The 14,848-nt window shown below is 70.1% G+C and carries 12 protein-coding genes; 3 read left to right on the top strand and 9 right to left on the bottom strand.

Going from position 1 to position 14,848, the window contains the following annotated elements:
- Window positions 1-173 precede the first annotated feature (173 nt).
- The 6 genes from ABZS71_RS34560 to ABZS71_RS34535 all read right to left on the bottom strand — a co-directional run bounded on the left by ABZS71_RS34560 (window position 174) and on the right by ABZS71_RS34535 (window position 9,147).
- The gene (locus ABZS71_RS34560) at window positions 174-1,208 is read right to left on the bottom strand and encodes a pyridoxal-phosphate dependent enzyme (protein ID WP_356216572.1); all 1,035 of its coding nucleotides are present in this window, start codon (window positions 1,206-1,208) and stop codon (window positions 174-176) included.
- 319 nt (window positions 1,209-1,527) lie between these two features.
- Window positions 1,528-3,864 carry an FtsX-like permease family protein gene (locus ABZS71_RS34555; RefSeq protein ID WP_356216569.1) on the bottom strand — a complete coding sequence of 779 codons (2,337 nt, stop codon included), beginning with the start codon at window positions 3,862-3,864 and terminating at the stop codon, window positions 1,528-1,530.
- Window positions 3,861-4,568: an ABC transporter ATP-binding protein gene (locus ABZS71_RS34550; RefSeq protein ID WP_356216566.1), complete on the bottom strand. Its 708-nt coding sequence runs from the start codon at window positions 4,566-4,568 to the stop codon at window positions 3,861-3,863. The genes ABZS71_RS34555 and ABZS71_RS34550 overlap by 4 nt, the downstream gene beginning before the upstream one ends.
- Before the next feature lie 179 nt (window positions 4,569-4,747).
- On the bottom strand, window positions 4,748-6,673 hold the full coding sequence (locus ABZS71_RS34545) for an ABC transporter ATP-binding protein (RefSeq protein ID WP_356216563.1): 1,926 nt from the start codon (window positions 6,671-6,673) through the stop codon (window positions 4,748-4,750).
- Window positions 6,674-6,720: 47 nt separating this feature from the next.
- A complete protein-coding gene (locus ABZS71_RS34540) occupies window positions 6,721-7,527 on the bottom strand; it encodes an alpha/beta fold hydrolase (RefSeq protein WP_356216560.1) in 807 nt (268 codons plus the stop codon).
- Window positions 7,528-7,854: 327 nt separating this feature from the next.
- Window positions 7,855-9,147, bottom strand: a complete 1,293-nt coding sequence (locus tag ABZS71_RS34535; protein ID WP_356216557.1) for a histidine kinase — start codon at window positions 9,145-9,147, stop codon at window positions 7,855-7,857.
- A 266-nt stretch (window positions 9,148-9,413) separates the two neighbouring features.
- Between ABZS71_RS34535 and ABZS71_RS34530 the strand changes: the two genes are divergently transcribed.
- The 3 genes from ABZS71_RS34530 to ABZS71_RS34520 are packed head-to-tail and all read left to right on the top strand — an operon-like array spanning window position 9,414 to window position 11,977.
- On the top strand, window positions 9,414-10,448 hold the full coding sequence (locus tag ABZS71_RS34530) for a beta-ketoacyl-ACP synthase III (RefSeq protein ID WP_356216555.1): 1,035 nt from the start codon (window positions 9,414-9,416) through the stop codon (window positions 10,446-10,448).
- 57 nt (window positions 10,449-10,505) lie between these two features.
- Window positions 10,506-10,742, top strand: coding sequence for an acyl carrier protein (locus ABZS71_RS34525; protein ID WP_356216552.1), 237 nt, complete (start codon window positions 10,506-10,508; stop codon window positions 10,740-10,742).
- Window positions 10,739-11,977 (top strand): beta-ketoacyl-[acyl-carrier-protein] synthase family protein, encoded by a 1,239-nt coding sequence (locus ABZS71_RS34520; protein ID WP_356216550.1) that lies wholly within the window; start codon window positions 10,739-10,741, stop codon window positions 11,975-11,977. The genes ABZS71_RS34525 and ABZS71_RS34520 overlap by 4 nt, the downstream gene beginning before the upstream one ends.
- Window positions 11,978-12,068: 91 nt before the next feature.
- On the opposite strand, the gene ABZS71_RS34515 is transcribed toward ABZS71_RS34520, so the two are convergent.
- The 3 genes from ABZS71_RS34515 to ABZS71_RS34505 form a co-directional block, all read right to left on the bottom strand.
- On the bottom strand, window positions 12,069-12,728 hold the full coding sequence (locus ABZS71_RS34515) for a response regulator transcription factor (protein ID WP_356216547.1): 660 nt from the start codon (window positions 12,726-12,728) through the stop codon (window positions 12,069-12,071).
- Window positions 12,729-12,795: 67 nt separating this feature from the next.
- Entirely contained in the window at window positions 12,796-13,488 is a 693-nt protein-coding gene (locus tag ABZS71_RS34510) for a response regulator transcription factor (RefSeq protein WP_356216544.1), read from the bottom strand.
- Between the two features lie 154 nt (window positions 13,489-13,642).
- The gene (locus ABZS71_RS34505) at window positions 13,643-14,686 is read right to left on the bottom strand and encodes a 4-hydroxyphenylpyruvate dioxygenase (protein WP_356216541.1); all 1,044 of its coding nucleotides are present in this window, start codon (window positions 14,684-14,686) and stop codon (window positions 13,643-13,645) included.
- Between the last annotated feature and the right edge of the window lie 162 nt (window positions 14,687-14,848).

The following is a 14,848-nucleotide window of genomic DNA, read 5'->3' as shown; positions in this document are numbered from 1 at the left end:
CTTGAGGTACGCCTCCACCTGCCGATTGCCTTCCAGCCGTTGGGCCAGGCATTGCCAGCATCCGGTGACGTCCGGCACCAGGTAGGGGCCGGCCCCGACGAAATCCTCGTCGGGGCGTCCGGTCCACCCTCGTTCTGTTGAGGTTCGGGCTCTTGGTGCTCGGGCCGCAGGTCTCAGCGTGCCGCGGTCTGCGGGGCCGGGACGTCGGGGTCGCTCAGCAGTGACGTCACCAGGCTCGGCTCGACGTTGCCGCCGGTGAGCAGGACCCCGACATCGGCTCCGTGCTCGGACGCGTGCTCCAGGGCCGCGGCGAGTGCGGTCGCCGCGGCCGGCTCGATGACCAGCCGCGCGTGCAGGAACGCGGCGCGCAGCGCGTCGGCGATGGCGGCCTCCGACACCGTCACGGCGCCGCTGACGGCCCGGTGCGCGAGGTCGAAGGGCAGAGCGCCGATCCGGTCGGGGCGCAGCCCGTCGGCGATGGTCCGGCCGACGGGCACGGTCACCGGCCGGCCGGCGCGCAGGGCTTCGGTGAAGGCGGGTACGGCACGCGTCTCCGCCCCGATCACCGCGACGCCCTGCCCCGCGGCCGCCAGAACGGCTCCGGCGATGGCGCTGCCGCCGCCGATGGGCACGACCACGGCGTCCAGCTTCCCGCCCTGCGCGGTGACCTGGCCGATCAGCTCGGCCGTGGCGGTTCCCTGGCCCGCGACCACGTGGGGGTTCTCGTACGGATCGATGACGTCGTAACCGTGCAGCTCGCGCAGCTCCTCCACCACGGTGACCCGCTCGGCGAGAACCGTCCCGGCCGTCACCGCATGGGCACCGGCCTCCCGGATCCGGCGGATTTTGGCCGGTGCGGCGTCGGAGGGCAGCACCACGACCGTGGGCAACGCGTACTCGCGGGCGGCGAGTGCGACCGCGATGGCGTGGTTGCCAGTGCTCTGCGCGATCACGCCCCGGCTTCCCGAGGCGGCCAGCCGCTCCACGGCCAGCAGGGCACCCCGGACCTTGAAGGACCCGCCGCGCTGGAGGTTCTCGGTCTTGAGCCACAACCGCGTGCCGCAGAGCGCGTCCAGCTGGTCGCAGCGAACGACAGGGGTCTTCCACACCCGGCCGGTCAGCCGCCGCGCCGCTTCGTCGATGTCACCGCGGTCCAGCCGCGGTGACCTGGTATCGGTGGCAGACACGCTGCCTACGGGCTCGCGCACAGCGCCCGTCTCCTTCCTGATCGGACAGCTCGTTGCGCTGTCTGCGGGTGCGTCATCACGTGAATGTCGCCGCGTCCGTGAATTCCCGTGGATGCCACGTATTCGATGCCGTGCGATGTTTTCGAGCAACGGCAGAAATTTCTGAGCGACGGCTTTCGGTAAACCCCTCGACAGGGGCGGAGATCTCGTCATCCTGGCACGGGTGCTTTTGCCGCGGAAGGTCTGGACGGAACGTGTGAACGCGCGGACGCGACGACCATCAGGTCGTCGCGTCCGCGCGTCGGGAGGTTCCGGCGGCCGGTCGTAGACCGGCTGGGCGTCACTCGTTGTGCAGTGCCTCCGCGATCGTCAGGCGGGTGGTCGCACGGGCCGGGATGTACGCTCCCACGACCGCGATCACGATGCCGGCGAAGCCCAGCAGGATCAAGACGGGAGCGTGCCACACGTCCATGGTGCTCCGGGCGAGGTCGACGTTGGCCGCCTTGCCCGCGATCGGCATGATCACGCGGTGGGCGAGGACGCCGACCGGGATGCCGAGCAGTCCGCCGATCGCTCCCATCGCCGCCATGGAGGTCACCGTCATCGCGATCACCTGCCGCGGTGTCATGCCGATCGACTGGAGCATGCCCAGGTCGCGACGGCGTTCACGGGTGTTGAGGACGACGGTGTTGAAGACCCCCATCGCCGCGACCGCGGCGAGCATCAGGGTGAGCACCGACGACAGGCCGACGACAGCGGTGGTGAAGGTGGTCGCAGTCTCGTTCCCGCGCGAGTAGAGCCCCTGGTCGGCCGACCTCACCGCCGAGGTGAAGTGGCCGATGTCGGTATCTTGGGCCACCTGGACGAGGTACTGGAAGCGGGAGTTGAGGCGCGAGACGTCCAGAGCGAGGGGGGACAGTGTCCCCCAGTCCGCGTAGAGCGACTCCTGCTGGCCCATGAGCGAGCCGACGATAGTGGTCCGGATCTGCTTGCCGCCCACCTCCAGGGTGAGCCGGTCGCCCACCTCCAGCCCCCGCTTGTGCAGGAAGGCGGAGGACACGGCGATCTCACCGGGCCCCTCGACCCAGTGCCCGGTGACGACCTGGTCCTCGAAGCCCAGGGTGGAGGAATCCCCCCGCAGGAAGTCGGCGACCACCCCTTGCGCGGAGCCGACGATGGAGACCGGGACGTGCGCGTCGACGGTCACGTGACGCGTGCCGTCCAGGCCGCGCAGCATCGCCTCGATCTGCGGGTCGTCGAGCTTCGACGCGGTCTCGCCGAACTGCGGCTGGCCCGGCTGGACGGTGATCTGGGCGGCCGACGCGTGCGTCGTGGCCTTCCCGAACTGGGTGACCGTGCCGACCAGGCCGGTCGCGAAGGTGGCCGTGGTCACTCCGAGGAGGACCGCCGCCAGAGTCATCGCGCTGCGGCCGGGCCGGGCGAAGGGCAGGCCCAGACCGAGGCTGACCGAGCGGGGCAGCCCGCTCCCGCTCAGCCGGCGTTGGATGCGCAGTCCGCGCCCGGGGCGGGGGGCGCTGCCAGCGCTGATCGCCTCGGCGGCGGAGAGCCGGTGGGCGCGCATCGCCGGAACGGCCGCGGCGAGGATGACGACGGCGATCATCGCGATCATCGCGGCGGCGCACACCCACAGGTTGAGGCTCACGCTGTTCAAGTCCATGCCACTGCCCTGGAAGGCGCTGGTCAGCAGCGGCTTCGTGGCCAAGGCGCCGCCCACGGTGCCGACGACACAGCCCAGCACCGTGGGCAGCGACACCATCAGGAGGTAGACGCAGACCACTTGGCGGGGAGTGAAGCCGAGGGACTTCAGGACGCCGATGTGCCGGAACCCGGAGACCACCGCACCGCTGATGACGTTGGCGACGATCAGCAGGGCCACGAGCACCCCGAGGATGCCGAACACCATGAGGAAGGGAACGTAGACCCCCGGACCGGAGGCGATGTCCTGCTTGACCGTGAGGTAGGACTGGGCGGCGAGCAGCGAGTCCTTCGGCAGACCGGCGGTGACCGCGCTCATGCTGCTCTTGACGTCGTCCTGCGTCGCCGCGGAGGCGAAGCGGTACAGCATCTGGGTGGCCGTCGGGTGCATGGCCTCCATCTGCGCGGGCGAGACCCAGGCGTCGGCGGTACGGCTCAGGGTGTAGGCGTAGCCGACGATGGAGAGCCGGGTGCCGTCAGGGGTGACGATCTTCTTGCCGAGGGGGAACGGCGCCATGGTGCCGACCGAGGGGGGCGTCTCGTTCACGACGATCTCGCCGGGCGCGGTGGCCCAGTGGCCGCTCCACAACTTCACCTTGTCCACCGGGCCGTCCGGGTCGGCGCGGCCGACCACGGTGAGCGGACCCGTCAGGAAGGCGACGCTGCCCGGAGCCAGGCTCACCGAGGTCTGCCCGAAAGGCCCGGCGGCGGCTTCCACGCCGGGCTGCCGAGTGGTGTCGGCCAGCTGCTTCCCGGAGACCTTGCCGGTGTCGAACGCCGCGACGGCGTGCGCGCCGCGCTGCTCGGTGAACGCGCGCTCGAAAGGGCTCGAGGCGGCGTCCAGCAGCCCCAGCGCGATGACCATCGTGGCGGTCGACAGCAGGACGACGATGCTGATCACGGTCGTCTGGAGTCTGCGCCGTTTCACGGCCGCCCAAGCGGCCTGCCATACGGCGCTCATACGGCTCGCTCCATGGCGGTCTCACGGGCGATCCGGCCGTCTTCGAACTCGATCAGACGGCTGGCGCACCGCTCGGCGAGCAGCGGGTCGTGGGTGACGATCAGCAGCGTCTGGCCCATCTGGTTGAGGTCGAGCAGCAGCTTCATCACCTGCTCACCACTCTGCCGGTCGAGCGCGCCGGTCGGTTCGTCCGCCAGCAGCAGGGCCGGACGGTTCATCAACGCCCGTGCCACCGCGACCCGCTGGCGCTGGCCGCCGCTGAGCGTCGCCGGATAGTTGTTCCGCCGGTCCGCGACACCGAGCTTGTCGAGGAGTTCCAACGCGCGCTTGCGCGCTTCACTGGCCGAGGCGCCGGTCAGTTGTGCGGCGAGCGCCACGTTGTCGATCGCCGACAGGTCGTCGAGCAGGTTGAAGAACTGGAAGACCATGCCGATCCGGTGACGCCGGAACAGTGCCAGGCCGGTTTCGTTCAGGCTGCCCACGTCGTCGCCGTGCACATTGATCGTCCCGGAGGTGGGCCGGTCGAGTCCGGCGATCATGTTGAGCAGCGTGGATTTGCCGCAGCCGGACGGCCCCATCACCGCCACGGCCTCACCGGCCCGGATCTCCAACGACACGCCGTCCAGGGCGACCGACTGTCCGTACTCCTTGCGCACACCGTCCAGCCGTACGACGACCTGGCCTGTGCTGTTCTCACTGGTCATGGCACGAATCTATGGAGGGAGGGCGGGACGGGGCATCGGCCCCCGGAGGTAGAACGAGCACGGGGTCATCCTTGCGACGTAGGGGGATGGGACGTGCGGCCGACGACGCGGCCGCCGGCCGCCCGTGGTGCTGGAGGCGGCCGGCGGCCGGTGTGGGGGGAGCGAGGGGGAGGGGCGGGTCAGCGGAGTCGGGAAGCGACGTCCGCGCCGCTCTCTGCCTGCTGGGCGAACTGGGTCTGGTACAGCGTCGCGTACAGTCCGTCGGCGGCCAGCAGCTCCTCGTGCGTACCGCTCTCGCGGATGCTGCCGCCCTCGACGACCAGGATCTGATCGGCCTCGCGGATGGTGGACAGCCGGTGCGCGATCACCACTGAGGTACGGCCGGCCAGAGCGGTCTTCAGCGCACGCTGGACCGCGGCTTCGGACTCGGAGTCCAGGTGCGCGGTCGCCTCGTCCAGGACGACGACCGGCGGGGCCTTGAGCAGCAGCCGGGCCAGCGAGATGCGCTGCTTCTCGCCACCGGAGAGACGGTAGCCGCGATCGCCGACCACGGTGTCCAGGCCGTCCGGCAGGGCGCTGATGGTGTCCCACACCCGCGCGGCCACGCACGCGTCGATCAGCTCCTGCTCACTGGCGCCGGGCCGGGCGTACGTCAGGTTGCCCCGCAGGGTGTCGTGGAACATGTGGGCGTCCTGGGTCACCACTCCGACGGTGTCGCGCAACGACTGGAGAGTCAGGTCGCGTACGTCGTGACCACCGATCCGGATGGCTCCCGAGACGGCGTCGTAGAGCCGCGGCACCAGGTGGGTGATCGTGGTCTTTCCGGCACCCGAGGGTCCGACCAGGGCGGTCAGCTTCCCCGACGGCACCCGGAAGCTCAACTCCCGCAAGGTCAGGGGGTTCTCGCCCCGCTCGGGCTTGCGGAACGCGATCGACTCCAGCGAGGCGAGGGAGACCTCGTCGGCGGAGGGGTACCGGAAGCTCACCCGGTCGAACTCGATGTCCGGTGCGGGGGCCTGCGGTCCGGGGGCCGGGAGCACCCGGGCGTCGGGCCGCTCGGAGATGAGTGGCTTGAGGTCCAGGACCTCGAAGACGCGGTCGAAACTGACGATGGCCGTCATGGCTGTGACCTGCATGGTCGACAGCTGGTTGACCGGGCCGTACAGCCGCAGGAGCAAGGTCACCATGGCGACCAGCGTGCCGATCGCCAGCGTGCCGTCGATGGTGAGGGAGCCCCCGAGTCCGTACACCAACGCCGTGGTGAGGGAGGTGAGCACGGTGGTGATGATGAAGAGCAGCCGCCCGTAGACCATGCTGCTGACGGCTATGTCGCGCACCCGCCCAGCGCGGGCGGAGAAGGCGCTTACCTCGTCCTCCGAACGTCCGTAGAGCTTGGCGAGCATGGCCCCGGAGACGTTGAAGCGCTCGTTCATCATCGAGCTCATCTCCGCGTCGAGCTGCATCGTCTCCCGGGTGAGTCGCTGCAGCCTGCGAGCGAGGAGCCGGACGGGGAGGAGGAAGAACGGGATCATGACCAGCGCCGCGATGGTGATCTGCCATGAGAGGTAGAACATCGCGCCGAGGATCAGGATCAGCGTGAGGATGGTGGTAACCGAATCCGACAGCAGGGTGGTCACCGCCTGCCGGGCCCCGACGACATCGGCGTTGAGCCTGCTGACCAGCGCGCCGGTCTGGGCCCGCGTGAAGAACGCGAGCGGCTGCTGCTGCACGTGGGCGAACACCTTGGTGCGCAGGTCGAAGACGAGGCCTTCGCCGATCTGGCCCGAACACCAGGTCTGTACGTACATGGCGAGCGCGTCAACCAGGGCCAGCCCGGCCACGGTCAGACACAGCGCCACCACGACGCCGATCCGCTTGGGCATGATGCCGTCGTCGATGATCATTTTGAGGATCAGCGGCCCGGTGGCCGTGACGAGGGCGTTGACGACCGTGGTCAGCAGTAGCGCGACCAGCTGCCAGCGGTAACGCAGGGCGTACGGGATGATCCGCCGGACCGTGCCGGGTTTGACCCTCTGCTTGGTGACCGAATCATCGTCGAACCGCAGCCCCATCGCGCGTGGGGGTGGGCCGTCTGACGTGGTCAAGGAAACCTGCCTCGCTCTCGTGTCTTTCCCGCGACTCTGACGGTGCATCAGTACTTGTCAAGGAACTCGATGATCGCCGTGTTGACCTCTTGAGGCCGCTCCAGGTAGCCGAGGTGGCCGCAGTCGGAGATCTCGACGAGGTCGCAGTCCGGGATGGCGTCCGCCACCTCGGCGACCAGGTGCGGCGGGCAGAGGAGGTCGTCGGTGAAGGCGACGGCCCGGCACGGCACGGTGACCCCGCCGAGCACCTCGCGGCGGTCCGCGACGGTGTCGGTGACCCAGTCCTGGCCCTCGGCGGCGTTCTCCCGGCCGCCGGACAGTTCGAAGATCTCCAGCCAGGCCGAAGCGGCGGCGTCGTCGTTCAGCGTCGCCGGGGACATCATCTCGAGGACGGTCCTGAGCGCTTCGTACGACGGGGGCAGTCGCACGCCGCTCTCGCGCAGCGCGCGGTCCGCCGCTGACTGCGCCCGGCGCAGGGTGTCGGACCGGGCCCGGGTGGCCAGCAGGACGGCGGACCGCACAAGGTCCGGGCGGCTGAGGGCCAGGTCCTGCGCGACCATCGCCCCCATGGAGGTGCCCACGATCCGGCACGGGCCCAGGTCCAGCGCCTCGATCAGCCCGACGGTGTCGGCGACCATGTCGTCGAGGGAGTACTTGCCCCCGGGGGCGTCCGATGGCGCGATGCCCCGGTTCTCGAAGGTGACCGTCTCGTACCCGGCGGCGTTCAGGGCCGGGGTCTGGTGCATGCTCCAGGCCCGGCCCGAAGCCCCCGAGCCCATGATCATCAGTACCGGTTCACCGCTGCCGGAGCGCTGGTAGGCCAGCTGTATCCCGTTGCTCTTCACGAAGGGCATGACTTGTGGGCCTCAATTCTGCGGGGACCTGGAATGCGGCCGGCTCATTTCGTGGTGTGTGCCCAGGCCGCCACCTCTGCCCGGCTTGCCCCGAACCGCACGGGTCCGCCGTTCCCCACGATGGCACCGTGGGACAACGCTGATCAATACCGATCGGCTGACCATCCGGCCGGTCCCGTTCGTTCAAGTGGCGCGTCGGCGCAGTTGAACGAATGCGCCGAACGGGGAAGGGGCGACCCGCCGGACGCGGTGTTGCCGCCGTGTGTGACGGGCCGCCACGGCCCTGTGTCGGACGGTTCTGGCCCTGTGCGACGGACCGTCCTGGCCCTACTCGACGGACCGCCACGGGACCAGGGCCCGCACCTGGAACCCGCCGTCGGCCGTGTGGTGCGTCTCCAGGGAGCCGCCGTACACGGCCAGCCGTTCCCGGAGCCCGAGCAGGCCGCGGCCGTTCCCGGTGCCCGCCTGCGCACTCGGCGTACCGCCCGTGTTGTCGATCGCCATCTCCAGCCATTCACCCTTGTGTCGCAGGCGCACCGAGGCCTTCGCGCCCGCGGCGTGCTTGAGCGCGTTGGTCATCGCCTCCTGTACCACCCGGTAGACGGCCAGCTCCATGCCCGCGGGCAGCGGCGCCCCCGGCAGCGACACCGTGAGGTCTACCGGCATTCCGGCCGCGCGCACCCCCTCCACCAGCGCCTCGAGCTGGGCGAGTCCCGGCTGGGGCTGGAGCCCGTCCACGGAGGCGTCCGACGGAGACAACAGGCTCATGACGGCACGCAGTTCGGACATGGCGGCCCGGCCGCCCGCCTCGACCGCGAGCAGGGCCAGCTTGGACTCCTCCGGTGCCACGTCAATCACCTTGCGGGCCGCACCGGCCTGGATCACCATCACGCTCACGTTGTGCGTCACGACGTCGTGCAGCTCGGCGGTGATGCGCGCCCGTTCCTCCCCGACCGCCCGGCGGGTGGCCTCCTCCTGCTCCCGCTGCAGGGCCGCGACGCGCAGCTGGCTGGTCTTGAGCTGGTTCTGCCAGTACCGCACGGCGCGGCCGACGATCGCGGCGAGCATCAGTATCACGGACCCGGCCGACCAGCCCGGCAGTGCCGGGGCGGCATCCTGGAAGGCGAAGCCCGCCGCAGTGGCGGCGACCACCAGACCGGCCACCGCTGGCACCTGGTGGCGGCTGTGGGTGATCGCGCTGTACGCCGCGACGCAGCAGACGGCGATCGTGATCCACGTTGCCTGGCCGCTCAGCACCAGTGCCGTGACCAGCACTGCCCAGAAGGCCGACAGGGGGTACCTGCGCCGGAAGGCGAGGGGCAGCGGATTCAGGAAGATGAGCGGGTACAGGGGCCGCCCGCCCCGCGGTACCTGGGGCACCTCGGAGGGGCCGGGGGAGAGCGGCACGGAAGACTGCCCGCCCGTGGTCGGCGGGTGCATGCCGATGAACTGCTCCCCGGCGTGGAACTTCGAGCTGGCGAGCACCGCGACGACGGCCAGGACGACGGCGAGCACCGTGTCGGCCACGATCGCGCGCCGGGACAACGGAGCGGGCTTCGCCTCGGGGCGCAGCGATTCTCGCGCGTACTGCCGCCACCCGGGCGCCCGTGCTTCAGTCATCACCCGCACATTGTGACCGCTGTATCGGGTGGGCACATCGGCTCCGGTGATCAGGAAACCCATCCTGTGGAGCTACCTCGCGGGGATGACGCGCGGGGTGCCCAACCGAGGCCGTGCCGCAGTTGGACGCAGGGAAATACCCTGGCCGCCGCATTCATTGTGCCGCTCTTTATGGCCCATGTAAGGTCACTCCGCGTCGAACTCCGTGACAGAAGATGGGCGTTCTGTCGCCTGCGGATGATGAGAGCTCCAGGGGGCCGTCAGCGATGTACACATCAGAATTAACAGCGGCGGCCCCGGAGAAGTGGGAAAACCGCCCCGCTGCCGTTGTCGAAGGTCTCGGCACGTGTCTGCCGACCGGTGAATTCGACAATGACACGCTGGCCCGGGACCTCGACAGCAGCGACGAGTGGATCCGTACGCGCACCGGCATCGCCGCACGGCGCCGGGTCGGACCCGACGTCTCCACACGGGATCTCGCGTGCGAGGCCGGGGCCAACGCGCTGCGGTCGGCCGGCCGGGACACGGTGGACGCCCTGATCCTGGCCACCAGCACACCGGACCGCCCGGTGCCGGCCGCCGCCCCGGAGATCGCGCACCGCCTGGGGCTCGACACGGTCCCCGCCTTCGACGTCTCCGCCGTGTGCAGCGGCTTCGTCTACTCCGTGGCGACCGCCGCGGGGCTGATCACGAGCGGTATCGCGGACAGCGTCCTGGTGGTCGCGGCCGAGACCTACTCCCGTATCGTCGATCCCACGGACCGGGCCACGGCTGTGATCTTCGGCGACGGCGCGGGCGCGGTAGTGCTGCGCCGCGGTTCTTCCCGGGAGCAGGGCGCCCTACTCGCGTTCGACCTCGGCAGCGACGGCTCGGGCAAGCACCTGATCTGCGTACCCGGAGCGCGCGAACAGCCGGATGCGGAACGCTGGTTCACCATGGCGGGCCGGAAAGTGTACCTGCGGGCCGTCGAACAGATGACGAATTCGGCGCTGCGGGTCATGAAGGACTGTGCCTGGACACCGGAAAGCATCGGTGCTCTCGTGCCGCACCAGGCGAACGCCCGCATCATCCAGGCGGTCGCGGACCGGCTCGGCATACCGCCGCACGCCGCGGTGTGCGAACTGGCCCGTACCGGCAACACGGCGGCCGCCTCCATTCCGCTCGCGCTGGCCGACGCGCTGGCCGGCGGGCGGCTCCAGGCTGGGGCCCGGACGGTACTCACCGCTTTTGGCGGCGGATTGACCTGGGGATCCGTCGCATTGACATGGCCGCAGCTGACGGCCGTGCGTTCAGAAATTTAATGGAGCGTGATCAAAGGATCCAAAAGGTCCACGCGATCCGAATGAAGGGAATCCGCTATGTTTGTCGACTACCTCTCCCACGTCCTCGGAACCGTTTACAAAGTGTCCGGTGACATCCAGCCCACCTGGTCCTTCAAGGAACTGGAGGTGGACTCGCTGTCCCTGGCGGAACTCAGCGCACAGCTCGAGGACGAACTCGGTATCACCATCGAAGAGGAGAACCTGAGCGCCGATACGACCGTGGGGGAACTGTCCGAGCTGCTGGAGGCCAGTGGGGCGGTCCTCCCGGCATGACGGGTCACGGATCCCGCCATCCCGATGTCGTGATCAGCGGCATCGGCATGGTCACCCCAGCGGGCGCGGACACCGCTACGGCCTGGGAGACCGCCCGGGCGGGGCGCCCCACGGCCGCGGCCGATCCCCGCCTGTCGGGCCTGGGCGTCACGTTCAGCTGCGCCGTGACCGGCTTCGATCCGCAGGAGGTGTTCGGCAGCGACTCCCGCCGTATGGACCCCTTCGCCCAGTTCGCGGTCGCCGCGGCCCGCGCTGCCGTCGCCGACGCGGCGCCGGCCGACGGCTCCTGGGATCCGGCCAGGGGCGGTGTCGTCCTCGGCACCGCGGTCGGCGGTCAGGGAACGTGGGAGGAGCAGGGACAGCGGCTGCGGGACAAGGGCCCGCGCACCGTGAACCCGCTCACCGTCCCGAAGGCCATCGGCAACATCGCGGCGGGTTCGGTGGCCATGGACCTCGGCCTGCACGGACCTTCCCTCACCCTCTCCACCGCGTGCGCGGCGGGCACCACGGCGCTGGGTTTCGCCCTGGACCTGCTGCGGTCGGGCCGCTGCGACGTGGTGTTGGCCGGTGGCACCGAAGCCGCCGTGACCCCCCTGGTGACCACGGCCTTCGACCGGCTGAAGGCGCTGTCGCGCCGCTGCGAGGACCCCTCCGCCGCTTCCCGGCCCTTCGACGAACACCGCGATGGCTTCGTCGTGGGCGAAGGCGCGGCCGTACTGGTCCTGGAGCGCGCGGAGAGCGCCGAAGCGCGGGGCCGGCGCCCCTACGCGCGACTGCTCGGCTACGGAGCCTCCTCGGACGCCCACCACCTGACCTCGCCCGACCCCGACGGCCGTTACGCGGAGCTGGCCCTGCGCCAGGCGCTCCAGGACGCGGGGGTCGCCGCGTCGGACGTGTCCCTCGTCAACGCCCACGCGACGAGCACCCCGCAGGGCGACGCCGTCGAGGCGCGCATGATCGAGCGGGTCTTCGGCCGGGGCGCCGCGGTCACCTCCACCAAGGGCGTGACCGGCCACATGCTGGGGGCGGCCGGAGCGGTCGAGGCCGCGTTCACCGCCCTGTCGATCCGGGATTCGGTGATCCCGCCCACCGCCAACTTCCGGGTACCCGGCGCGGACATCGCCGACATCGACATCGTCCACTCGGCTCCGCGGCACGCCGCCGTGCCGGTCGCCGTCAGCAACTCCTTCGGCTTCGGCGGCCACAACGCGGTCGTCGTTCTCGGCCGGGCCTGAGGCCGCAGGCCGTAACCGCAACCCGCTTACAGCACCGGCGACCGCTACAGCTACGGCAACAGCCGGCGCACCGGGCACGACCCGGGGAACCTCAGAGGCCGCCCGGCCTCATCAGGCCCGTTTCGTACGCGTAGATCGCCGCCTGAGTGCGGTCGTGAAGGTTCTGCTTGACCAGGATCCTGCTCGCATGGGTTTTGACGGTCTGCTCCGCGACCACCAGACGTTCGGCGATCTCCGCGTTCGTCAGACCGTGCGCGCTGAGACCCAGCACTTCGGTCTCCCGTTCCGTCAGGTTGCCGGAGCGGCCCTTCACCATCGGGCGGTGATCTCGGTCATGCGGGAGAACTCCGTGATCAGACGCCGGGTGACGTCCGAGCAGGGCGTCACCCGCAGCTACCACCCTTACCCCAAACGCGAGTTCCTCGACGGAGCCGTCCTTGAGCAGGAACCGGACGCGCCGGCTCGCAGAGCCTCGTAGACGTACTCGTCCCAGGGCGAAGGTCGTCAGTACGAGGACTCTGGCGGTGGCCTCGGGCGACGCCGTGATCCGCCGGGTCGCCTCGATGCCGCTGATCCCGGGCATCCGTATGTCCATCAGCACCACGTCGGGCGACAGCTCGGCGACCTTTGCCACGGCGCCGTCGCCGTCCACGGCCTGGCCCACGACCTCGATGTCGGGCTCGCAGTTCAGCAGCACCGTGAAGCCCTGGCGGACCAGCATCTGGTCGTCGGCGATCAGCACGCGGATCATACGGTGTACTCAACTGGGGTGACGGGAAGGGCGGGGGACCTCGCAGGCCGGACCGGTCCGGACCCGGTCAGCGGGATTCGGGCTGCTCACCCGGAGAGATCAAGCCGGTCTCGTAGGCCAGCACGACCGCCTGGACGCGGTCACGGAGCCCCAGTTTGGCCAGGATCCGCGCGACGTGGGTCTTCACCGTCGCGGCGCTGAGGGTCAGGTGGTCCGCCAGCTCGGCGTTGCTCAGGCCGGTGGCCAGCAGGCGCAGCACTTCCAGTTCGCGCGGCGTCAGTTCGGACAGGTCCCGGTGCACCGCGACCTTCACCGAGGTCCGCGGAGCGAAACGCTCGATCAGGCGGCGCGTGATGTTCGGCGCCAGCAGGGCGTCGCTCGCCTGGACCAGACGCACCGCGGCCGTCAGGTGCTCGGGGGTGACGTCCTTCAGCAGGAAGCCGCTCGCTCCGGCCGACAGCGCGGCGTACACGTACTCGTCGAGGTCGTAGGTGGTCAGAATGATGACCCGGGTGTCGCACGTCGCGTCGGCGACGATCCGCCGGGTCGCCTCAATGCCGTCCATCTCCGGCATCCGGATGTCCATCAGCACCACGTTGGGCCGGGTGCGACGCACCACCGCGACCGCCTCGCCGCCGGTGGACGCCTCGCCGACCACCTCGATCCCGTCCGCCATCAAGAGCATGCGGAACCCGGTGCGCACCAATGCCTGATCATCGACGATGACAGCGCGCAACGCCGCATCCGCGCGACCGCCCACTGCCGAGAGCCCTCCACCGTCCTGCGTACTCATCACGTCCTACATTGTGGACCACACCGCCACGCTCCTCGCAGATGCGTCGTGCGATACAAACCAGTGCCCTCCGGCCGCTGAGGCGGCCGGAGGCGCGCGGGTCGCCGGGGGTCGATGGGGGTCAGTGGGCGGGGTTGACCGCCTCGTCCAGGGCATCGTACTGCGCCCGGAGACCCGCCGTGCTGAACCCCTGGGCGCCGAGGCGCTGTACGAGTTGGAAGGAGAGCGTCTCGCGCTCGAAGGGTGAGCGGCTGAAGGACTCCATGAGTAGTCCCCGCCCGTCGTGGTGGACCGTCACGTCCGCGGCCCGCAGCGCGGCGAGTTCCTCCTCCGGCAGGCCGGCCGCGCTCCACGCTTGGGCGGACGGGGCGTCTCCGGCGCTCCCGGCGGGAAGGAAGCGCACGCCCAGCTCCCCGAACTCCCGTGCGGTGGACAGGACATCGTCGACGAGGAACGCCAGGCGCTGGACGCCGGGACCGTCGTTCCTGTCGAGGAAGACGTCCGGTTCAGCGAGCCCCGGCCCGGGCCCGAGCCCGTCGGCCACCGTGGTCAGTACGAAGGCGACGCTCCAGGAAGCACCGCGGACGACGACCGAGTCCATGACCCGGTCCCCTAGGCCGAGGCGTTCGGGGGAGGTGCGGGAGAATCCGAAGACCTCGTGGCAGAAGGCGGCGTAGTCCGCGAAGCCGTCCCGCGCGAGATGGACCGCGATGTGGTCGAGCAGCCGCACCCGCCCGCCCGGCACGGCCGGCGCCCCGGGAGTGGGGGTCCACCGGCGGCCCGCGGGCAGGGCGGCGCCCGCTCGGGCGGGAACCGGCACCAGGGTGTGGTGGACCCCGCCGAAGGCGGGCACGACCGGATTCCCCTGCGGGGACGTCGTCACCTTCGCGCCGGCCTTCAGCGCGGCGTCTCGGGTCGTCGGCACGTCCTCGCACGCCAGGGCGATGTCGGCGATCCCGTCTCCGTGATCGTCGAGGAACTTCCACGTCCCCCAGCCGGAGGTGACGACCAGGAGGACCTCACCCTGCCGAAGCAGCACGGAACTCCGGTCCACTTCGACCGAGTCGGCGACCTGGGTGAAGCCCATGGCCGATACGAGATGATCGACAGTCGATACTTTATCCTTCGTGTACAACTCGACATACGCTACGTCTCGCACAGCCATGGGTAACTCCTGCAGAACGGGAACGAAGATGGGGTCAGGGCCCGTCGGGTTTCCTGGGCCGGTGCATGACTACCAGCGCCATTCCTGCTGGCGGTAGAGGTGACCGGCCTTGATGTCCCGGTCCTTGCACCAGGTCATGAATTCTTCGATCTGCTTGAGCTG

The sequence above is a fragment of the Streptomyces sp. NPDC005393 genome, assembly GCF_040606675.1.
Lineage (GTDB): Bacteria > Actinomycetota > Actinomycetes > Streptomycetales > Streptomycetaceae > Streptomyces.
This window is presented reverse-complemented; position numbering and strand designations above follow the sequence as displayed.

Bases quoted from the DNA above. Each gene is read 5' to 3' on its own strand.
- ABZS71_RS34515 (WP_356216547.1), bottom strand. From the start codon at position 12,728: ATGATCCGCGTGCTGATCGCCGACGACCAGATGCTGGTCCGCCAGGGC.
- ABZS71_RS34520 (WP_356216550.1), top strand. From the start codon at position 10,739: ATGACGGGTCACGGATCCCGCCATCCCGATGTCGTGATCAGCGGCATC.
- ABZS71_RS34540 (WP_356216560.1), bottom strand. From the start codon at position 7,527: ATGCCCTTCGTGAAGAGCAACGGGATACAGCTGGCCTACCAGCGCTCC.
- ABZS71_RS34505 (WP_356216541.1), bottom strand. From the start codon at position 14,686: ATGGCTGTGCGAGACGTAGCGTATGTCGAGTTGTACACGAAGGATAAA.
- ABZS71_RS34525 (WP_356216552.1), top strand. From the start codon at position 10,506: ATGTTTGTCGACTACCTCTCCCACGTCCTCGGAACCGTTTACAAAGTG.
- ABZS71_RS34550 (WP_356216566.1), bottom strand. From the start codon at position 4,568: ATGACCAGTGAGAACAGCACAGGCCAGGTCGTCGTACGGCTGGACGGT.
- ABZS71_RS34530 (WP_356216555.1), top strand. From the start codon at position 9,414: ATGTACACATCAGAATTAACAGCGGCGGCCCCGGAGAAGTGGGAAAAC.
- ABZS71_RS34535 (WP_356216557.1), bottom strand. From the start codon at position 9,147: ATGACTGAAGCACGGGCGCCCGGGTGGCGGCAGTACGCGCGAGAATCG.
- ABZS71_RS34555 (WP_356216569.1), bottom strand. From the start codon at position 3,864: ATGAGCGCCGTATGGCAGGCCGCTTGGGCGGCCGTGAAACGGCGCAGA.